The organism is Sinorhizobium sp. 7-81 (assembly GCF_030124405.1).
In the GTDB taxonomy this organism is placed as follows: Bacteria; Pseudomonadota; Alphaproteobacteria; order Rhizobiales; family Rhizobiaceae; genus Sinorhizobium; species Sinorhizobium psoraleae.
This window is the reverse complement of sequence record NZ_JASKLT010000002.1, coordinates 270703-291741: the sequence shown is the minus strand read 5'-3', so window position 1 is coordinate 291741 and position 21039 is coordinate 270703. Positions and strand designations below refer to the sequence as shown.

Here is a 21039-nt window from a genome sequence, read left to right as displayed (position 1 = left end):
AATACCCTCCGTCCGAAAGCGTCCATTCGGACGGAGGGGCATTTTCACCGATGCCGCGCCGCGAACCGACGCGGAAACCGTGCGAGGGGCGAATGTATCGCATCTTACAAACCGTGCTTGTGGCCCTGATCCTGTTGACCGCGATCCCGACCGCGGGACTGAGGGCGCAGGAGTCGTTGCGCGACCTGGTGAACGCGCTCGGCACGGCGAAGCTCTCCAACATGGACGAACATATCGCGGCACTCGCAAAGAGCGGCGATCCCAAGATCGTGCCGGTCCTCGAAGCGCTCGGCGACGGCAACCTCTACGCCCGCAAGGCCGATGGTCTGGTATTCCTGACGCGTGACGACGGGGCGAACCTGACGCTGACCGATCCGCTTTCCGGCGAGAGCGTCGGCGAGGCGCCGAAGGGGGCGCTGCAGAAGATCAAGGTGAACAACAGCGTACGCCGTGCCGTGCGCGCCGCGCTCGGCGGCCTGACGCTGCTGAGCCCCGATCGCGATCAGCGCTTCAAGGCCGCGCAGTCTATCAAGCAGGCACCCAACGCGGATGCGCTCCCGACCATCGAAAACGCGCTCGCCTCCGAGAAGGATGCGGCTATCCGTGTTTTGCTCGAAGAGGCGCGCGCGACGGCGATCCTCACCTCCGACCGTCCCGGCGAGGAGAAGCGACAGGCCGTTCAAATCCTGAAGCAAGGCGGCAGCCGCGAGGCGCTTTCCATTCTCTCGACCGCCCTCGGCACGGCGGACGAGACGTTGAAGGCGGATATCAAGGCGGCGCTCGCCAGCATCGAGCAAAGCCAGGCGCTCTGGGCTGCCGGCCAGAATGTCTGGTACGGGCTCTCCCTCGGCTCGGTGCTGCTGCTCGCCGCGATCGGCCTTGCGATCACCTTCGGCGTCATGGGCATCATCAACATGGCGCATGGCGAGATGGTGATGCTCGGCGCCTATACGACCTTTCTCGTGCAGGAGATCATCCGCACGTCCTTTCCCGGTCTTTTCGACTGGTCGCTGGCGATCGCGCTGCCGCTCGCCTTCCTGGTGACCGGTGCCGTCGGACTGGCGATAGAGCGAGGCGTCATCCGTTTCCTCTACGGTCGCCCGCTTGAAACGCTGCTTGCCACCTGGGGCATATCCCTGATCCTGCAGCAGGCGGTGCGTTCGATCTTCGGTCCCACCAACCGGGAGGTCGGCAATCCGTCGTGGATGTCAGGCGCCTTCGACCTCGGCGGGTTGACGGTCACCTGGAACCGTCTCTGGATCATTGTTTTCGCGCTCACCGTCTTTGCCGGTCTCCTGTTCCTCCTGAAGAAAACACCGATGGGCCTCCAGATGCGCGCGGTCACGCAGAACCGGCGCATGGCCTCCTCGATGGGCATACGCACGCCCGTGGTCGATGCGCTGACTTTTGCGCTCGGCTCCGGCATCGCCGGCATGGCGGGCGTGGCGCTCTCGCAGATAGACAACGTCTCGCCGAACCTCGGCCAGGGCTACATCATCGACAGCTTCATGGTCGTGGTCTTCGGCGGCGTCGGCAATCTCTGGGGCACGCTCGTCGGCGCCTTCTCGCTTGGCATCCTCAACAAATTCATCGAGCCCTATGCCGGCGCCGTGCTCGGCAAGATCCTCGTGCTCGTGCTGATCATCCTCTTCATCCAGAAGCGGCCGCGCGGGCTGTTTGCACTCAAGGGCCGGGCGGTGGAAGCATGATCACCTCTTTCCTCATCAAGTCTCTCGATCGCACAATCATCATCGCCGTCGCGATCCTGCTCGGCCTCGCGCTTGTCATTCCGGCGCTCAATCTCCTGACAACGCCGGATCACCCGCTGCACGTGCCGACCTATCTGGTCTCGCTGTTCGGAAAATATCTGACCTACGCGCTGCTGGCGCTGGCGCTCGATCTCGTCTGGGGTTTTTGCGGCATTCTCTCGCTGGGGCACGCCGCCTTCTTCGCGCTCGGCGGCTATGCCATGGGCATGTACCTGATGCGCCAGATCGGCGCCCGCGGCTCCTATGGCAATCCGCTCCTGCCGGATTTCATGGTTTTCCTGAACTGGAAGGAACTGCCGTGGTTCTGGTACGGCCTCGACATGTTCTGGTTCGCGGCACTGATGGTGGTCGTCGTGCCCGGGCTGCTTGCCTTCGTCTTCGGATGGTTCGCCTTCCGCTCGCGGGTCAACGGCGTCTATCTGTCGATCATCACCCAGGCGATGACCTATGCGCTGCTGCTCGCCTTCTTTAGGAACGACATGGGTTTCGGCGGCAACAACGGGCTGACGGACTTCAAGGATATTCTCGGCTTCAACATCCAGGCGGACGGAACCCGCGCCGCGCTTTTTGCCGCCTCCGCACTGGCACTCGCCGTTTCGCTTGTCGTCACATCAGGGATCGTGCGTTCGAAGTTCGGCAAGGTGCTGGTGGCGCTGCGCGATGCGGAAAGCCGAACCCGCTTCCTCGGCTACCGCGTCGAGCACGTGAAGCTCTTCGCCTTTACGGTTTCGGCGATGATGGCCGGTATCGCCGGCGCCCTTTACGTGCCGCAGGTCGGGATCATCAATCCCGGCGAGTTCGAACCCGGCAATTCGATCGAGGTGGTCATCTGGACGGCGGTCGGCGGGCGCGGCACGTTGATCGGCCCGATCATCGGCGCCATCCTCGTCAATGGAGGAAAAAGCATCTTCACGGCGGCCTTCCCGGAATTCTGGCTCTTCGCGCTTGGCGGGCTCTTCGTGCTCGTCACGCTGCTCATGCCGAAGGGCATTGTCGGCACGGCACAGCACCATCTTGCCCGACGCCGCTCCTATCGCGAGGCCGCGCGGAAGGAAAGAGTAAGTGCCAAAGAGGCAGGCCTGCCGGCTGCAGAACCGATGGCTGCGGAGTGATCGTCATGAACGAGAAGAAACCCAGGAGCCTGCTCTATCTCGACGGCGTCTCCGTCTCCTTTGACGGCTTCAAGGCGCTGAATTCGCTTTCCTTTGTGGTCGAACCGGGCGAGCTCAGAGCAATCATTGGTCCGAACGGCGCCGGCAAGACGACGATGATGGACATCATCACCGGCAAGACCCGACCCGACGAAGGGGAGGTCTTCTTCAAGGGCGATATCGATCTTACCCGAAGGGACGAGGCAGAAATCGCCCAGCTCGGCATCGGCCGCAAGTTCCAGAAACCGACGGTGTTCGAAAACCACACCGTCTGGGACAATCTGGAACTGGCGCTGAACCGCAGCCGCGGCGTCTTCGCGACACTGTTCTACCGCCTGACGGAGGAGGATCGGTCCCGTATCGAGGAAATCCTTTCGACCGTGCGCCTGACGGCGCGCCGCGACGATATCGCCGCCAACCTCTCGCACGGCCAGAAGCAATGGCTGGAGATCGGCATGCTGCTTGCGCAGGAACCGGAACTGCTGCTCGTCGACGAGCCGGTCGCCGGCATGACCGATGCGGAGACGGCCGAGACGGCCGTGCTGCTCAAGGAAATCGCCAGGACGCGCTCGGTCGTCGTCGTCGAGCACGACATGGGCTTCATTCGTGATCTCGGCGTCAAGGTGACCTGCCTTGCCGAGGGCTCGGTGCTGGCGGAGGGCTCGATCGACTTCGTCAGCAGCGATCCGAAGGTGATCGAAAACTATCTCGGCCGATGAGCGAGGCGAGCGGAAGGAATCTGGACCCATGTTGACCGTCGAAAACGTCAGCCTTCACTACGGCGCCGCGCAGGCCTTGCGCAACGTCTCGATCAAGGCCGAGATGGGAAAGATCACCTGCGTGCTGGGGCGCAACGGCGTCGGCAAGTCGAGCCTGCTCAGGGCGATCACCGGCCAACATCCGGTGACCAGCGGCGCGATCGCCTTCAACGGCGCCCCGCTCGACGGCATGGCGCCCTTTCGCCGGGCGAAGCTCGGCGTCGGCTACGTGCCGCAGGGGCGGGAGATTTTCCCCTTGCTCACGGTCAGGGAGAATCTCGAAACCGGCTATGCGCCGCTGAAGCGGGCCGACCGCTCGATCCCAGAGGACATCTTCAGCCTGTTCCCGGTGCTGCAAGCCATGCTCGGCCGGCGTGGCGGCGATCTTTCCGGCGGCCAGCAGCAGCAGCTTGCCATCGGTCGCGCGCTTGTCACGCGTCCAAAAATCCTCGTGCTCGACGAGCCGACCGAGGGCATCCAGCCGTCGATCATCAAGGACATCGGCCGTGCGATCAAATATCTGCGGGATTCGACCGGCATGGCGATCCTGCTCGTCGAGCAATATCTCGATTTCTGCCGCGATCTCGCCGACCATGTCTACATCATGGACCGCGGTGCCTTCGTGCATGAGGGGCCGGCGGAAACGCTGGATACGGCGGAGGCACGCCGGCATTTGACCGTGTAATTGTTTTCCACAGGGGTAAATTATTCCAGAAATTCAGCCGCTTGCCCGCTCCTCGAAGGATGCTTTGCCTTCGGAACACGGCAAAAAATACAGTGTTTTAATCGATTGTGTTGCGCTGCCTGCTGCTTTGAACCATACTCCCGCTGCACGCTTTATGAAGGAACATCACAATCCGTTACCGCTGACGGAATTGGCCATTTCGCGTTTCCGGCCTACCCAATCGGAGGAGACCCTAATGACGAATTTCCTGCCCGCCCTTTACGAAGGGCACGCCCCGATTACCCTGCAGAATCTGTTTCGAGAGGCACTCGAGGCCTATGAAGACTGGGATGAGGGGATGCCTGAACCGATGGTTTCCTATGAAGGCAACATGCTGCCGATCAGCGACGTCTTCGACTGGATGAAACCTTGCACCGATATCATGCCCGCCAACATGATCGGTATCGTCACCGACCGGCTGAGCAAGCCATGGAGTGGCCGCGGACCGCTTGACGAGATGACCTTTTCCACCGCGGCCCGCGTCATGGCCGTTCTGGTCAGGCGCCGCCTGAGGCGCTTCGGTCGCGGTTCGGTCGAAACTTTTGTTGACCGCTTCAATCAGCGGCTTCACGCTGAGTAACAGCGCCAAGGCTTGATTGGGCAAACAGCGCGGCTGTCGTGCCGCGCTGTTTCGTTGTGCGTCCGTCTGTCTTCGGCCGATGCCTGTACGACTGAGAGTTCTTTCATTTCATACGACGCACCGTAAGATGGTCGGGTGAGGGGAGCGCAGCACATGCGCAATTTCCTCGCGCCGAGCAGATATAACAAGCAGCGGCGCGCAGCGCCGGTGGCCGAATTGAGGCGGGGTGTGGCGTCAAACGACAGCGAAGTCAGGAATCGATCGCGCCGGGGCAGCGGCCGTCCGACCCTTGCGGACGTTGCGGGTCTCGCCGGCGTCGGCAGCATCACGGTCTCCCGCGCGCTGCGAGATCCCGAGCGCGTATCGCCGGAACTGCGCCAGCGCATTGCCGCGGCAGTCGACGAGCTGGGCTACGTGCCGAACCCGAGTGCTCGTGCGCTGGCGTCGGCACGGGCCGACGTCATCGGCGTGCTCGTTCCGTCGCTGACGAACAATGTCTTTTCCGAGGTCTTGCGCGGCATCCACGACGGCCTGGGGGATTGCCCGCTGCAGATCCAGTTCGGCAACACGCATTATTCCGAACAGGAGGAAGAGCGGCTGCTGAGGGTCTTTCTCGGCCAGCGCCCGTCCGCGTTGATCGTTTCCGGCATCGATCAGGCCCCGACGACGCGGCAGATGCTGGAAGAGGCAGGTTGCCCGGTCGTGCAAATTATGGAAATCGGGCCGGACCCGATCGACATGATGATCGGCTTTTCCCACCTGGAGGCGGGCAAGGCGGTGGCGCGGCACCTGGTCGATGTCGGCTGTAAGCGCATAGGGTTTCTCGGCGCGCGCATGGACCCGCGTTCGCGGCGGCGCCTCGCAGGCTATGAGACGGTGATGCGCGAAGCCGGCCGTTTCGACGCAGCGCTCGTGACGACGACCATATTGCCCTCGAGCGTGTCGATGGGTGCCGGTCTGTTTCACAAGGCGCTCGAAAAGACCCCGGATCTCGACGCGGTCATCTGCAACAACGACGACCTGGCATTGGGGGTGCTTTTCGCCTGCCATCGCGCAAGTCTGAAGATCCCGGCGCAAATCGCCATAGCCGGCTTCAACGATCTCGAAATGATGGAGGTCGCATCGCCCTCCATCACCAGCGTGCGGACCCCCCGATACGAGATCGGCCGGCGCGCCATTGCCATGGCACGGGCCGCCATTGCAGGCGAGCGGCCGCAACGAACCATCGTGGATCTCGGCTTCGAGTTGAAGATGCGCGAGAGCACGATGCGTGCGGCAACACCGACGTTCTGAGCGCAATGCGGCCAGAATGCGGCGCTTTACTTTGCCAGTTGGTAGCGCTACCATTCCTGCCTGTGACGTTTCGGGAGGAGACCTGTCTGACGTCACCGGACTCGCGTATCGACATGTCGTGCCGGATCGGCAATCAGCGCAGACGTTGTCTGCGTCGAATGCTCGACGTCTGGAGCCTTGTGGGTTCCACTGCATGTTTCCTTAAACCGTAATCGATTTAAGGGCGAAACATGCAGCAACTCAAGCGCTACAGCGGTCCTTTGTGCGTCGGATAAGACGCGTGGCGCTGTAGTGGACGCACAACGAGCGCTCCAGCACGTTGATCTAGTGCATTCCCGTCCGCTTTTCGTGATTCCACCCAAAGCGGGATGCTCTGCCGGCCCCCTGTTTCGATGCCTTGTCCCGGCATTTCAACAAAATGGGAGGGAATTCGATGACCAGAAAATTCGTCAGCGGCATTCTCGCGGCCGCTGCACTTGCACTTCTGTCCACGACTGCGCATGCCGAACCCGAGGTCGTCAGCGGCCCCGCGGCCGAACCGGATTGTTTCGTACCGTGGACGGCAGAAACCAAATTCTTCAAGTTTCCGAAAAAGGACGGGCCGTATCGGATCGCGCTTGCCAACGGCTATATCGCCAATACCTGGCGCATTCAGATGATCCAGACCGCCAAGGCCTATGCGGCGCAGCCGGACGTCGCTGCCAAGCTCAAGGAATTCAAGGTGGTTTCTACCGGCGAGGACGTGCCGGCGCAGATTTCGGCGATCAACAACTTCATCGATTCCGGCTATGACGCGATCGTCGTCAATGCCCAAAACCCCACCGCCTTCGGACCAGTCATCAAGCGCGCCAAGGAAGCCGGCGTGGTCCTGGTCGCCTTCGACAATATTCTCGACACCGAAGACGCGATCAACGTCAACGTCGACCAGAAGGGGCTCGGTGTGCTCTGGGCGAATTGGCTTGCCAAGCACCTGCCTGAGGGCGGCAAGATCCTGGAAGTGCGCGGCGTTGCCGGCACGTCGGTCGACACCGACCGTCATAACGGCATTCACGAGACATTTGCCGCCACGGGCAAGAAGTGGGACGTCGTCGAGGTGCTCGGCAAGTGGGACGATCCGACCGCACAAAAGGCGACGGCCGATGCGATTGCCGTTCACAAGAAATTCGACGGCATTACCGCGCAGGGTGGCGACACCGGCGTCGTGCAGGCGATGATCGATGCCGGCCATCCCTTCGTTCCATTCGGCGGAGAGACGGAGAACGGCTTCCGCAAGTTCTGCGCCAAGCATGCCGGCGAGGGATTGAAGTGCTCGTCGGCGGGCACCGGCCCGGCCCAGGTCGCGGTTGCCATCAAGACGGCGATCGCCGCGCTGGAAGGGCAGGTGGTGCCGCAATCGATCAAGTTGCCCCTGGCGATCGTCGAAGATCCGAACTTCAAGGAAGGCCAGGACTTCTATCCCGACCAGTCGGACAATTTCTTCGTCGGCAACGCCTTCCCGACCTGCGGCATCAACTTCACTGCCCAGGAGATCATGGGCCAGACGAAGGAAAACCAGTAGGAGCCCTCCCGATCCGCATGCCGCGCTGAGGCGCGGCATGCACGAAAAATCCGGCATCCGAGGCGACAGATGACCACGGCAGAGACAAAGGCGACGCCGCTCTTCCGGATGAAGGGCGTGTCGAAGCGTTACGGCGGGGTGCGTGCCCTGGAAAATGCCGAGCTTGACGTGGAAGCGGGTCACATCCACGCCATTCTTGGCGAGAACGGCGCAGGCAAGTCGACGCTGATCAAGATCATGGCGGGCGTGGTGGCGCCGGACGAAGGGCGGATGCTGCTCGATGGCAGGGACGTCGTGTTTCGCTCGCCGGCCGCAGCAGCCGCGGCAGGCATTGCCTGCGTTTTCCAGGAACTGTCCCTTGTCCCCGATCTCAGCGTCGCGGACAACATCGCCATCTCCAATCCTCCGTGCCGCTTCGGCATGATCGACCGGCGGGCCCAGCGGGCGCTTGCGGAAGAGGCGCTGGCGCGGGCCGGCGCGGAGGACATTCATCCGCGTGCGGCGGTGAAGGACCTGCCACTCTCCCGCCGGCAGATGGTCGAGATCGCCAAGGCGTTGGCCTCCAGCCCGCGCATCCTGATCCTCGATGAAGCGACTTCGGCGCTGACGGCCGGTGACGTCGCCAAGGTGTTTGCGGTGCTGAAGCGGTTGCGTTCGGAGGGCCTTGGCTTGCTCTATATCTCGCACCGCATGCACGAGATCGCCGAACTCGCCGACACCTGCACCGTGTTCCGCAACGGCCGCAATGTCGCGAGCTTTCGCGCCGGCACCCGCACCAACGACGAAGTCGTCGAAATGATGATCGGGCGCGAATACAGTAACGTCTTCCCGCCTAAGCCGCAGCGTGCGCCGTCGTCGAAGCCGCCCATCCTCGAATGCCGGAATCTCGGCTGGGGCGCCCGGCTGCGCGACATTTCTCTGTCGGTCGGCGAGGGAGAGGTGGTGGGCCTCGGCGGACTGGACGGGCAGGGTCAGCGCAACCTGCTGCTCGCCCTTTTTGGGGTGCTACGCGGAACGACCGGGTCCGTGCTCATCGATGGCACGCCCATGGCGATCGGCAGCCCGGCTGCCGCGCGCTCTTCGCGCAGCGCCATGGCGCTGATCCCGGAAGACCGCAAGACGGAGGGGCTGATGCTGCCGATGACGGTGCGGGAAAACCTGTCCTTCGCGGCGCTCGACCGTGTTTCGCGGGGCGGGATCATCGATCGTACGGCAGAAGAACAATTGATCGATGAAATGGTGCGGCTGCTTGCGATCAAGACTGCCGGCCTCGACATACCGGTCGGGGCGCTGTCTGGCGGCAATCAGCAGAAGGTGGTCATTGCCAAGTGGTTGATGCGCAAGCCGCGCATCGTTCTGTTGAACGACCCGACACGCGGCATCGATGTCGGCACGAAGCAGGAGATGTACCAGCTTCTGCGCCGGCTGGCCGATGCCGGCGCGGCGATCCTGTTCTATTCGACCGACTATGACGAGCTGATCGGTTGCTGCGACCGGGTTCTGGTTCTCTATGACGGCCGCATCGTCCGCGAGCTTGAAGGCCGAGGCATCACCGAGCACGCGCTGATCGCGAGCGCTCTCAACGTCGATAGTGGTCAAGAGGGAACGACGGCATGAGCGAGTGGCGCTATTGGTTGAACGAACAGCGCGGCACGCTGATGGGGCTCGCGATCTTTCTGCTGATGTTTACCGTCTACATCGCCAACCACCCGGCCGGCCTGACTGCCAACGTGGCCCAGACCGCAGCCAACAAGGGGGCGCTCTTTGCTTTCGTCGCCATGGCCCAGACATTGGTTGTGATCACCTCGGGCATCGATCTGTCGGTCGGCATGATCTTCGTGCTGACCAATTGCCTGGCATCCTGGCTCGTCGTCGGCGAACCGCTGCCGACTGCCCTGGGCGTCGTGGCCGTGCTCGTCGCAGGCATGGTCTGCGGCGCCATCAACGGGCTCCTGGTGATCTACGGGCGGCTGCAGCCGATCGTCGCTACGATCGCGACCGGGGCCATTTATTTCGGCCTGGCGTTGCTGCTGAGACCCTTTCCCGGCGGTTCCGTCAACGAGGACCTTGCAGACGCGCTTACGGGCCGTCTTTTTGGCGTGATCCCATCGAGCCTGGTGCTGCTGGCAGCCGCCGTCGTGCTCGTCTGGCTGCCCTTTCGGCGATCGAAGATCGGGCGGGCAGCCTTTGCGGCAGGCTCGTCCGAGCAGGCGGCCTTCATGTCCGGCATGCCGATCCGGCGCGGCAAGTTTGCGGCCTACACGCTCGCGGGCCTGCTCGCCGCGATGGGCGGACTGTTCCTGACCTTCTTCACCTATACCGGCGAGGCAGCCTATGCCAGCGGCAGCGGCTACACGCTCTGGTCGATCGCGGCGGTCGTGCTCGGCGGGGTCTCGCTCTATGGCGGCCGGGGCAGCGCCATCGGCGCGATCTTCGGCGCCTTCGCCGCCCGCGCGACCGGTGATATGCTGTTCGTCTTCGACGTCGATCCGCTATGGCAACCGTTGCTGCAGGGCGTCGTCCTGATGATCGCCGTGAGTATCGGTTCCCTGGCTCTGCTGCGGGTGCGCAACCGTCTGGACTGGTTCCTATGAGCGAGACTTCAGAGAACCGCATCTCGATCAGGGCCCGCCTGCCGGCATTTCTTCGCCGAGCCGATCCGGCCGTGCTCACCGCCTTCGGCTGCATCCTGCTGCTGCTCTTCTTAAGCAGCCTCTATTCCAGCAACTTCCTGTCGCTCAACTACCTCCTGCAGCAACTCAAGGTCGCTTCGTTCCTCGGGGTGGTGGCCGCGGGCATGATGGTCGTGATCCTACTCGGCCATATCGATCTTTCCGTTCCCTGGGTGATGACAACCGGAGCGATGATGGCCTGCGCGGCCGCAGGCTTCGGCGGCGTGGGACCGATCATCGCCATTCCCATTGGCGTGCTCTGCGGGGCTGCCTTCGGACTCGTCAGCGGCTTCGGCGTCGCCTATCTGCGCATCCCGTCGATGATCGTGACGCTTGCGAGCAATGTCGTCGCTCAGGGGCTGATGGTCGTTTACACCGGCGGCTTCTCGCCGCAGGATTCGGCACCGCCGGCCATACGCTGGCTCGCAACGGGATTCGTCATTCCTGGCCTGCCGAACGCCATCATCGTCTGGGCGGCGATCAGCGCCATGATGGTGTTCCTGTTCACGCGCACGTCCTTCGGCCGCGCCGTCTACGGGATCGGCAACAGCGAACGCGCAGCCTATCTTTCGGGTGTTGATACGCGCCGCATCGTCATGATCGCCTTTGCGATTTCGGGCGCGCTCAGCGCCTTCGGCGGCGTGCTGCTCGCCGGCTATGCGTCGAAGGCGGCGCAAGCGATGGGCGATGCCTATCTGCTGCCGGCAATCGCGGCCGTCGTGCTCGGCGGCACCTCAATCCTTGGCGGTCGCGGCTCCTATCTGGGCACGGTCGCCGGCGTCATCCTGATCACGCTCCTGCAATCGATCCTCTCGGTGATGCAAATGCCGGAAGCGGGCCGCCAAATCGTTTACGGTGTCGTCATCATCGTGATGCTGCTCCTCTATGGTCGCGCCCCACCAAACCGGTGAAGCTATCACCATTTCCCCAAAATGGCTTGACGCGAATCAGAGGATGAATCACCTTCTAACGGAATAGATCGCATATTCCGCATTTCAGCGTAGTTCAGCGACCGGCCTGTTAGAAGACGTTGCGGGCGCATTTGCGCGACCGTCGAACGGATGCTGTTGCCGGTTGATTGCTGCCGTAAATGCGATGCGAAACGCGAGAGAGGGCACTTGGGAATGGATATGGCGGGATCGACGGCGGCGGCCGGAGAAGCGGGGGGCTTGAGCGGAACGGCACATCGGCGACCGGCGGACGAGGCGATCGCGGCGGATGCACGCGCACTTTCCGAGCAGTTGAAAGCGATGCGCGATCGTCTGTTCGCGCCGACGGCGATGAAGACGCTCCGCAGCTTCACGTCCGGCGAGGCCGCCAAGCTGATCGGCGTTTCCGACGGTTATCTTCGGCAATTGTCGCTGGCAGGCGAGGGCCCCCAGCCCGACACCGGTGCGGGCGGGCGGCGCTCGTATTCGCTTTCCGACATCAACGCGCTTCGTCGTCATCTTGCCGAGCAGGCGCTGGTCAAGGGCAACGGCGCCAAAGCGCGCAGCTACCTGAAGTGGCGCGACAGCGCGAAGGGCGAGCATCTGCAGGTCGTTTCCGTCACCAACTTCAAGGGAGGCTCCGGCAAGACAACCTCGTCGGTCCATCTCGCCCAGTATCTCGCTCTGACCGGCCATCGGGTTCTCGCGGTCGATCTCGACCCGCAGGCATCGCTTTCGGCGCTGTTCGGCTATCAGCCGGAACTGGACCTGACCGGCAATGACACGCTCTATGGCGCCATCCGCTATGATTCCGAGGCGCGGCCGCTCAAGGAAATCATCCGCAAGACCTATTTCGACGGGCTCGATCTCGTGCCGGGCAATCTTGAACTGCAGGAGTTCGAGCACACGACGCCGCAGGCGCTGAGCGCACGCCAGAGCGGCGCGGATGCCGGACCGCTCTTCTTCGCCCGCGTTCAGACGGCGCTTGCGACCGTTGCCGACGAGTACGACGTCGTCGTCATCGACTGCCCGCCGCAACTTGGCTACCTGACGCTTTCGGCGCTCTGCGCTTCGACTTCGGTCATCGTCACCGTGCATCCGCAGATGCTCGACGTCGCCTCGATGAACCAGTTCCTCTACATGACCTCGGACCTCCTCAGCGTCGTGCGCGAGGCTGGCGGCGAGCTCAACTTCGATTTCCTGCGTTATCTCGTCACCCGCTTCGAGCCTAATGACGGGCCACAGGCGCAGATCGTCGGCTTCATGCGCTCTCTCTTTGGCGATCGGGTGCTGACGTCCGCCATGGTGAAATCGACGGCGATCTCGGATGCCGGCCTGACGAAACAGACGCTCTACGAGGTTGGCCGGGAGAATTTTACCCGCGCGACTTACGACCGGGCGATCGAATCGTTGAACGCCGTCAACGGCGAAATCGAGGCTCTCATTCATGCGGCCTGGGGGCGCTAAGACATGGCTGGCAACAACAGGAAAAACGAATTGCGGGCGCTGTTTGCAGGTGGTGCTCCTGCGGCACCTTCGGAACAGACCAGCCCGAGCGAGTTGACACCTGTCAACCGGCAGACGGCTGCCGATGCGCCACGCGCGGCATCCGGAGCGGTCCGGGCCATGGGACTTTCGCTCGGCAACATCACCCGCGAGGCGGAAGAAGCACGCGTGTTGCGGGAGGCTCTCACGCAAGGCGAGCGGGTGGTTGCGCTCGATCCTATCCTGGTCGAGGCCTCCTTCGTCGAGGACCGGTTGACCGACGGCGAAGTGGACGATCCAGACTTTCTGGCGCTCGTCGAAAGTATCCGCGAGAACGGCCAGCAATCGCCGATCCTCGTGCGGCCGCACCCGGAAAAGCATGGCCATTACCAGACTGCTTACGGCCATCGCCGGCTGAAGGCGGTGCGCCGGCTCGAGCTCCAGGTGAAAGCGATCGTCCGGCCTCTTTCCGACGACGAACTGGTGCTCGCCCAGGGCAAGGAAAACGCGGAGCGGCGCAATCTTTCCTTCATCGAGCGCGCGCTTTTCGCCGCGACGCTCGCCGCGCGCGGATTCGACCGCAAGGTGATCGGCGACGCGCTTGCGGTGCAGAAGAGCGAGCTGTCGCGCCTGTTGCAGGTGGCCGACAGCGTACCGCATCATCTTGTGCGGGCGATCGGCCCGGCGCCGAAAGCCGGACGCGAGCGGTGGATGGCGATTGCCACGTTACTCGAAAAGGCCCGCGGGCTGGCGGACGAGGAAGTCGGTTCGCCGCGGTTCCGCGCCGCAGACACCGACCAGCGCTTTCAGCTCGTCTTCAATCGCCTATCTGAGAGCGACAAGCCGGAGCCGGAGAAGCCCGAGGAACTGAAAGACGAGGCGGGCCGTGTCTTCGCGCGGCTGAGGCTTGACGGAAAAGCCCCAAGAATCGAGTTCCTGCCCGGCACCCACCCGGCCTTCCTCAAGGAAGCGGTGTCGATGCTGGCGAAATGGCACGCGACCTTTGTGGAGAACCAGAAGTCCTTATGATTTGAGCGGTAGAGGGCTAAGCCACTCATCCTACTGCATGTCTCCTTGAATCGACCTCGATTCAAGGACAGAGACATGCAGCATTTCAAAGTGCTACGGCGACCTTTGCGCGTCTGGTAAGACGCGCGGCGCTGTAGATCTCCCCGCTTGCGGGAGAAGGCGCCGGCAGGTGGATGAGGGGATCTACTTCGCCAGAATAACAAATGCCTCAAAACTATGCCAAGGGCGCGCTGAACGGCCGCTTTCGAACCCAAAAGGCCGGCCTAAAAAGCTCCCGAAGTTCTAGGATCTTGAGGTCCGGAACATTTGGTCTTTGATGATGTTGGACGTTAATTGGCCCGCGTGATCGAGGCGCCAAAACTGACGCCGGGCGGGCTTCAAGGAGAAAGCCATGATCCGTCCGGTGCCTTCACTTTTTCTTCCGCGCCGTCTCCTCTTGCAGTTGGGCCTTGGAGCGACGCTCGCCTCGAGCGCAGGCCTCGCGTCGATTTCGCGTGCCGACGAGCCGGGCGGCGTTATGGACGAGGATATTTTCCAGTTTGCGCTCAACCTGGAGTACATGGAAGCCGAATATTACCTGCGAGGAACGACCGGGAAAGGGATCGATGATTCTGATGCGGGCGCGGAAGCTGGCCCTGTAACCGGTGGCAGCCAAGTTTCCTTCGATACGCCCGCCATCAGTGAGTTCATGCGCGAGGTGGCGGAAAACGAACTCGCGCATGTTCGATTCTACCGCAAGACTCTCGGAGATCAGGCGGTGCCCAGACCGGCCATCGATTTCGATGCGGGCTTTACAGCGGTCGCAAAAGCGGCGGGCCTCGGCGAGAACTTTGATCCATTCGGCAACGAGATGAACTTTGTGCTTGGCGGGATGCTGTTCGAAGACGTCGGCGTTACCGCCTATGCCGGCGCGGCGACAGTATTGAAGAACAAGGATTTTCTGGCCGCTGCCGCCGGTATCCTGGCTGTGGAGGCCTATCACATGGGGATGGCCCGATCCACGCTCTACAGAATGGGCGAGCAAGCCTGGAAGGCGGCGAATGCAGTTTCTGATGCCCGTGACAAAATCGATGGATCGGAGGATAAGGATCAAGGCATCCAGATGGACGGCAAGGCCAATATCGTTCCTTCGACGCCGGATGCGATAGCCTTCACCCGGACCCCGCAAGAGGTGTTGCGCATCGTGTATCTCACTGATCAGGAGGGCGCGACGAAGGGTGGCTTTTACCCGAACGGGATGAACGGAATGATCAATAGCACCTGAACGGCTGGCGATCGCGCACGGCCGCGGTGCCTCCTGCTGTCGCCGGCCGGTTTCCAACGTTTACGCCTGAGAACGTCTGACGGCTCTCCTTCGAAGGATTATGCCCCGACCGGCTGAGGCTTTCGCCGGTCGATCAAACGCTTGGCGAGCCTCTGGCCAGGTTTTTCGACCGCGAAGAAAGTCATGCAGGCAGCGGTGTAAACCAACGGCACCAGAATGGCGGTAACCACGGCGAACCGCACAGGCGCTGTCATCGTGTCGCCGAAGGCGCCGATGAAATAGGCGGCGATCGGCTGCAGAAAGATGAGGTGCCAGAGATAGGCCCCGAACGAAAGTTCCCCGAGCCAATGGAAGAACCTGTTTCCGAGGGACGAGGAAACCGCGCGAAGCCGCGCGCCCAAACCATCGCCGGCAAGTCGATGATAGAGCAGCGCGAAGAAGACGGCGACGAGCATGACCCGCATCAGCATTTTCGTCATCGTCATATCGCCGCCGATCGGCAGCAGAGCGAGCGCCATGGCAGCGCCGCCATGGAGAACAGCCTTCGGCCCGTCCGCGTGAAGACCAAGCGCCAACAGCATTCCGCTGAGAAAGGTATGCATCTTCAACGGCAGGAAGGCCGGCATTGGAAAGTGAACGCCGAACAGGCTCAACGTCGAAACGATCGCGAGGGCAATAACGGCCGTGAAGAGCGCGCCTTTCAGCCAACCGCCTTTCTTGAACAAGAGCATGATGAAGGGAAAGGCCGCATAGAACTGCATTTCAAGCCCTATGCTCCAGTCCGGCAGGGGAGTCCGGTAGGCGTAGTCGGGAGAGAGGCCGAAAAGAAAGCTGACATGCATCAGCCCGTTCCTCACGCCATTGTCGAGGTAGCGCTGGGGTGACTGCGGCGTTCTTTCGAGGAAGGCGTCGATGACCATTCTCGATTCGAACAGCCAGACACCGAGCATGAAGGCAACAGCCAGGAGGACATAGTAGAGCGGCGCGATTCTGAGGAAACGCCGGATCCAGAAGCGTACCCAGGTCGAGCTCAGATCCCATGGCTCCTTGCCGGCACGCAGCTGATAGTGAAACACCATCAGGAAACCGGAAAGCATGATGAAGAGATCGACGCCGAGATCAGGCTCCGACAGAACGGGCAGGCGCCAACCCGTCAGCAATAGCGCATGGCCAACCATCACCCAGAGAGACGCGAGGCCTCGAAGTCCATCCAGGCAATCGATTCGGATCTTGCGGGAAGCATGGTCAGCCATCAGCAATCTTCGTCCTTGTTAGCAACTAAAGGTTACTGGGTGCGTGCTATGTTGCGACGCACAAGGGACTGCCTAGAGACCGACTAAGGCGATAGTAAGTAATGGCCGAGCGTTAGGAGAGCGGGCAAGCGGTCTGGCCCCTGCTTCGGCGACAAAGGATTGCCTTGGTTGCGGAGAACGTTGCTCAGACCCGGCTGGCCCGCGCATCCAGGCTGAAGGGACCCGCACCGAACGCGACGATCTGCAGGAATCCGCCTGTGATGGCGAGATTCTTCATGAAGTGGATCATCTGGTTTTGGTCCGCAAAATTGGTGTGAAATCCGAGAGCCGATACCAGTGTGAAGACCGCCAGGGCGAGTGCCACCAAACGCGCTTGATAGCCGAGGACGAGAAGAATGCCGCCACCGAGTTCCAGCACGAGAGCGATGGCATAGGCGACCGAGGGCAGGGGCAGATTTGCCGCCGCTATATAGCCGATCGTTCCGGAGGGATCCGCCAGCTTTTCGAAGCCGGACGAGAGGAAAATGGCGGCGAGAAGCAGACGGCCGATGAAGGCCAGAACGCTCTGAAGTGCAAGGTTGTCGCTCATGTCAGGTGCCTTTCTTAGCGGGGTGGGCGAAGCGGGTCATGGCATGAGAGGATTTGCAACCGCCGCGCATCACCAGCGCTATTAAGCCTTCCGCCGATCCTTGGCAGGAGGCGGGATAGCGATAGCAATCTATGTTTGTAAACATAACGCTCGCGCTTCGGAAATCTTCCCGGTCTGAAACAGAATTTGAACGGTGGCAAAAAACCGTCCCCGAAGCCCTGGAAAGCCTTGAATGCGGTAGGCCAAAAGAGGCCTCCGCGAAGCTCTTCGAAGGGCACGCGACCTTTCCAGCGATCTACCTGGAAGGGAGTTGTTAACCTTCATTTCCTATTCGGTTGAGACAGCCCCTTCGATAATGAATTTCGAGTTTTCAGGCCATGCGTATTCCCCGGACAAATTTCTCGACGGCAGCTTTGTATGATGCAAACCAGGCGGACGATTTCGAGGCTCCGCGTCCGGGTGCGCCGAGCAGCGCCCACCCCGAGCCGGTGGCCTCCGCCGAACACGATCACCTGTTCGAGGCGCCGGAAGCGCCGCGTCGGGCCTCCAGCCATGAAGCCGACGACGCAGGCTATGCCGGGCGCGCGATGCGGCTCTATGGCCAAGGCTCGGCCTATGCTCCGGCCCAGGTCACGGCCTCCACGCGAGATCCGCTGCCGACGCTTGCCGAAATCACCGGTCATGACGGCGATACGACCTGGGAGAGCCATTTCTTCCTGTCGCCCAATGTTCGCTTCACCCGTACCCCTGAGCGCGAATTCATGAAGCGCCGCGCGCCGTCGATGGACGAGAGCGCGGCCGAAGCGGAGGAAGACGCGCCAGCGGACCAGCAGGCTCCCGAGCCGGAAGTGGTATTGGAAGCGGCCGCGGAGGAAACCGCAGCGGCGGTCGCGACTGAGGCGTCGTCCTACAGCCCGTCGGAACTTCTGCGGGTGCTCATGCAGCAGCTTCCGTCCTGGCCCGGTCGGCCGCAGCCGAGCGAGGAGCGCGCTGATGAACCGGCGGCGGTTACCGAGATGCCAGCGCCCGTCGAAGAATCGCCCCAGTCGGCCGCAACTGCCGCTGTCGCGGAAGCAGCACCGGCGATACCGGCAGTTTCCGACACCGCCGCGCCGTCGGGCACTCGTCTCTCCTATCTCTCCGATCACGCCTTTTTCGAGTTCATGCCGCTCGAGGATGGTTTGCCCGTCATGGCCGAGGCTGAGCCAGCAAGAACGATCGCGGTGACTCCGCCGGCGGATCCGAAAGCCGTCGTTGCAAAACCGGTGGAGATCCGCAGGTTGCCGCCGACGGCGATCACCTCGCTTTTCCGCGTCGTCGAATGCCGGCGCCCCGAACCCGTTGCCCTGGATTCCGTCGCAGCCCCGTCGCCGGAGATCGACGCTTCCGCCGCTGCGGATCTCGTGACGGACCCCGCTGTGGAACTGGTTACAGGCGGTTCACCGCAGCCAGAAGCACCTGCTCTTGCCGCGACGCCCGCAAATGATGCGCTCCCTCAGCCGGGCGTTACGAAGGCAGCGATTACCATGCCGGTCCAGGTCAAGCGCGCGCCCCCGTCGCTACCGCCAATTGGAGCGACCGAGCGGTTCCAGGCCGCCGACGCCTACGAGTTTCCGTCCGAAGAACTCCTGCAGGAGCCCCCGCAGGGCCGGGGCTTTTTCATGACGCAGGAACAGCTCGAGCAGAATGCGGGGCTTCTCGAAAGCGTGCTCGAAGATTTCGGCGTCAAGGGTGAGATCATCCATGTGCGGCCAGGCCCCGTCGTCACGCTTTACGAATTCGAGCCGGCGCCGGGTGTCAAATCATCCCGCGTGATCAACCTCGCCGACGATATCGCCCGGTCGATGTCGGCGCTCTCGGCACGCGTCGCGGTCGTGCCCGGCCGCAACGTCATCGGCATTGAACTGCCGAACGCCACCCGCGAGACGGTCTATTTCCGCGAGCTGATCGAGTCCGCCGACTTCCGCAAGACCGGCTACAAGCTGGCGCTCTGCCTCGGCAAGACCATCGGCGGCGAACCGGTGATTGCCGAGCTCGCCAAGATGCCGCACCTGCTCGTCGCCGGCACCACCGGTTCGGGCAAGTCGGTGGCGATCAACACCATGATCCTGTCATTGCTTTACCGGCTGAAGCCGGAGGAATGCCGGTTGATCATGGTCGATCCGAAGATGCTCGAACTCTCCGTTTATGACGGCATCCCGCACCTTCTGACGCCGGTCGTGACCGACCCGAAGAAAGCCGTGATGGCGCTCAAATGGGCGGTCCGCGAGATGGAGGACCGTTATCGCAAGATGTCGCGCCTAGGCGTGCGCAACATCGACGGCTACAACCAGCGTGCGGCGGCGGCGCGCGAGAAGGGAGAGCCGATCCTCGCGACGGTCCAGACCGGTTTCGAAAAGGGTACGGGCGAGCCGCTCTTCGAACAGCAGGAAATGGACCTCGCGCCGATGCCCTATATCGTCGTCATCGTCGATGAGATGGCCGACCTGATGATGGTGGCGGGCAAAGAAATCGAAGGCGCGATCCAGCGCCTGGCGCAGATGGCGCGTGCGGCGGGTATCCATCTGATCATGGCGACGCAGCGGCCGTCGGTCGATGTCATCACCGGCACGATCAAGGCGAACTTCCCGACACGCATCTCGTTCCAGGTCACCTCGAAGATCGACAGCCGCACGATTCTTGGCGAGCAGGGGGCCGAACAGCTTCTGGGCCAAGGCGACATGCTGCACATGGCCGGCGGCGGCCGCATCGCCCGCGTCCATGGCCCCTTCGTCTCCGACCAGGAGGTGGAGCACGTCGTGGCGCATCTGAAGACGCAAGGCCGCCCCGAATATCTCGAGACGGTGACCGCGGACGAAGAGGAAGAAGAGGCCGAAGAGGATCAGGGCGCCGTATTCGACAAGAGCGCGATTGCGTCCGAGGACGGCAACGAGCTCTACGACCAGGCGGTCAAGGTGGTGCTGCGCGACAAGAAGTGCTCGACGTCCTACATCCAGCGCCGCCTCGGCATCGGCTACAACCGTGCCGCCTCGCTCGTCGAGCGCATGGAAAAGGAGGGCCTTGTTGGCCCTGCCAACCATGTCGGCAAGCGCGAAATCGTCTACGGCCAGCGCGACCATTCCGGCGTGCCCGAAAACGACGATATGGACTGATTCGAAGAGTCACACTTCCGTCAATGCGCGTGCCTGGCCGCGGCGATTACTGGCGTCTAGAGATTTTGCAGTCAGGTGGAATCACCTGACGTCGCACAAATGCGGCAAAAACAAACAGGTAGAGCGGTGGCGCGAACGCACGTGAGCGCATTCCGCTCTAGCGACTCTCACGCGTATGCCAAAGAGTCAGGACGTAGATTGTTGACGGCGTGATCTCATAGCGCATTTCGTAATGGCCGACGAGAAGACGGCGGACCTCACGGGGATCGAACTCCTCCAGCCGTTCGCCCATACGTGGCTGTTCCAGCAGGCGGTTTGGAGCGCTTGCCAACGCTTGCACGGTGCGGGCTGCAGCTCTCCGATAGACCGGTGCGAGAAAATCATGAAGGCGCCCGAGCTCAGAAACCGCCTTTGTTGTCCACTGGATGTTCATCAAAGTGGCAGAGGCAGAGGGTTGTCACTCTCCAGCCTGTCGGCCCAAGCCTGCACGGATTGGTGGCTGATGAGATGACCCCCGTCGACATCGGCGAGCGCTTCCAGCGTCAAGCGGCGGCGTTCCTCTTCCTGAGCGATCCAGGCTGTCAGCGCTTGCTTTACGATCCAGCCGCGCGAACGTTCGAGCCGTGCGGCAATCTGGTCGACCTTCTCAGCGAGCGGTAGTGGCACATGCGCCGTCAGCACCTTCGTTTCCATGGCTCTACTCCAGTCAATTCAATCATAACGATTAAATCCGATTGCATCCAGAGCCAGTCGCAGCTTTCCTGACTGCACCCCGAAAATCCGCCGGCGCGCCGAGCTGGGCGCAATCCGCCGCCAGCTACCGGCCGTCACAG

18 protein-coding genes are annotated in these 21039 nt (G+C 62.3%); 14 read left to right on the top strand and 4 right to left on the bottom strand.

Annotated features, from left to right (window positions below; translation table 11 throughout):
• Positions 1-92 precede the first annotated feature (92 nt).
• The 13 genes from urtB (at position 93) to QN224_RS08630 (ending at position 15212) form a co-directional block, all read left to right on the top strand.
• On the top strand, positions 93-1709 hold the full coding sequence (urtB, locus tag QN224_RS08690) for an urea ABC transporter permease subunit UrtB (RefSeq protein ID WP_283976324.1): 1617 nt from the start codon (positions 93-95) through the stop codon (positions 1707-1709).
• Positions 1706-2881 (top strand): urea ABC transporter permease subunit UrtC, encoded by a 1176-nt coding sequence (gene urtC / locus QN224_RS08685; protein ID WP_283976323.1) that lies wholly within the window; start codon positions 1706-1708, stop codon positions 2879-2881. The genes urtB and urtC overlap by 4 nt, the downstream gene beginning before the upstream one ends.
• Before the next feature lie 5 nt (positions 2882-2886).
• Complete coding sequence (gene urtD / locus QN224_RS08680; RefSeq protein ID WP_283976322.1) at positions 2887-3639, top strand: urea ABC transporter ATP-binding protein UrtD; 753 nt, start codon at positions 2887-2889, stop codon at positions 3637-3639.
• A 28-nt stretch (positions 3640-3667) separates the two neighbouring features.
• On the top strand, positions 3668-4363 hold the full coding sequence (gene urtE / locus QN224_RS08675; protein ID WP_283976321.1) for an urea ABC transporter ATP-binding subunit UrtE: 696 nt from the start codon (positions 3668-3670) through the stop codon (positions 4361-4363).
• A gap of 235 nt (positions 4364-4598) precedes the next feature.
• A complete protein-coding gene (locus tag QN224_RS08670; protein ID WP_283976320.1) occupies positions 4599-4982 on the top strand; it encodes a hypothetical protein in 384 nt (127 codons plus the stop codon).
• Positions 4983-5135: 153 nt separating this feature from the next.
• The gene (locus tag QN224_RS08665) at positions 5136-6275 is read left to right on the top strand and encodes a LacI family DNA-binding transcriptional regulator (RefSeq protein ID WP_283976319.1); all 1140 of its coding nucleotides are present in this window, start codon (positions 5136-5138) and stop codon (positions 6273-6275) included.
• 433 nt (positions 6276-6708) lie between these two features.
• Positions 6709-7833 (top strand): sugar ABC transporter substrate-binding protein, encoded by a 1125-nt coding sequence (locus QN224_RS08660; protein WP_283976318.1) that lies wholly within the window; start codon positions 6709-6711, stop codon positions 7831-7833.
• Positions 7834-7902: 69 nt separating this feature from the next.
• The gene (locus QN224_RS08655; RefSeq protein WP_283976317.1) at positions 7903-9450 is read left to right on the top strand and encodes a sugar ABC transporter ATP-binding protein; all 1548 of its coding nucleotides are present in this window, start codon (positions 7903-7905) and stop codon (positions 9448-9450) included.
• Positions 9447-10427, top strand: a complete 981-nt coding sequence (locus QN224_RS08650) for an ABC transporter permease (RefSeq protein ID WP_283976316.1) — start codon at positions 9447-9449, stop codon at positions 10425-10427. The genes QN224_RS08655 and QN224_RS08650 overlap by 4 nt, the downstream gene beginning before the upstream one ends.
• Entirely contained in the window at positions 10424-11416 is a 993-nt protein-coding gene (locus tag QN224_RS08645; RefSeq protein WP_283976315.1) for an ABC transporter permease, read from the top strand. The genes QN224_RS08650 and QN224_RS08645 overlap by 4 nt, the downstream gene beginning before the upstream one ends.
• A gap of 219 nt (positions 11417-11635) precedes the next feature.
• Entirely contained in the window at positions 11636-12901 is a 1266-nt protein-coding gene (gene repA, locus QN224_RS08640) for a plasmid partitioning protein RepA (protein ID WP_283976314.1), read from the top strand.
• Between the two features lie 3 nt (positions 12902-12904).
• Positions 12905-13948 carry a plasmid partitioning protein RepB gene (gene repB / locus QN224_RS08635; RefSeq protein ID WP_283976313.1) on the top strand — a complete coding sequence of 348 codons (1044 nt, stop codon included), beginning with the start codon at positions 12905-12907 and terminating at the stop codon, positions 13946-13948.
• A gap of 391 nt (positions 13949-14339) precedes the next feature.
• Positions 14340-15212: a ferritin-like domain-containing protein gene (locus QN224_RS08630; RefSeq protein WP_283976312.1), complete on the top strand. Its 873-nt coding sequence runs from the start codon at positions 14340-14342 to the stop codon at positions 15210-15212.
• Positions 15213-15310: 98 nt separating this feature from the next.
• Here QN224_RS08630 and QN224_RS08625 read toward each other — a convergent pair whose 3' ends face one another.
• Both QN224_RS08625 and QN224_RS08620 read right to left on the bottom strand, forming a co-directional pair.
• Positions 15311-16465 (bottom strand): acyltransferase, encoded by a 1155-nt coding sequence (locus QN224_RS08625; RefSeq protein ID WP_283976311.1) that lies wholly within the window; start codon positions 16463-16465, stop codon positions 15311-15313.
• Positions 16466-16649: 184 nt separating this feature from the next.
• Positions 16650-17054 carry a DoxX family protein gene (locus QN224_RS08620; RefSeq protein WP_283976310.1) on the bottom strand — a complete coding sequence of 135 codons (405 nt, stop codon included), beginning with the start codon at positions 17052-17054 and terminating at the stop codon, positions 16650-16652.
• A 377-nt stretch (positions 17055-17431) separates the two neighbouring features.
• On the opposite strand from QN224_RS08620, the gene QN224_RS08615 reads away from it, so the two are divergent.
• Complete coding sequence (locus QN224_RS08615; RefSeq protein WP_283976309.1) at positions 17432-20206, top strand: DNA translocase FtsK; 2775 nt, start codon at positions 17432-17434, stop codon at positions 20204-20206.
• A gap of 157 nt (positions 20207-20363) precedes the next feature.
• On the opposite strand, the gene QN224_RS08610 is transcribed toward QN224_RS08615, so the two are convergent.
• Positions 20364-20639 (bottom strand): type II toxin-antitoxin system RelE/ParE family toxin, encoded by a 276-nt coding sequence (locus QN224_RS08610; protein ID WP_173511780.1) that lies wholly within the window; start codon positions 20637-20639, stop codon positions 20364-20366.
• Entirely contained in the window at positions 20639-20899 is a 261-nt protein-coding gene (locus QN224_RS08605; RefSeq protein WP_173511779.1) for a CopG family ribbon-helix-helix protein, read from the bottom strand. The genes QN224_RS08610 and QN224_RS08605 overlap by 1 nt, the downstream gene beginning before the upstream one ends.
• Positions 20900-21039: the final 140 nt, after the last annotated feature.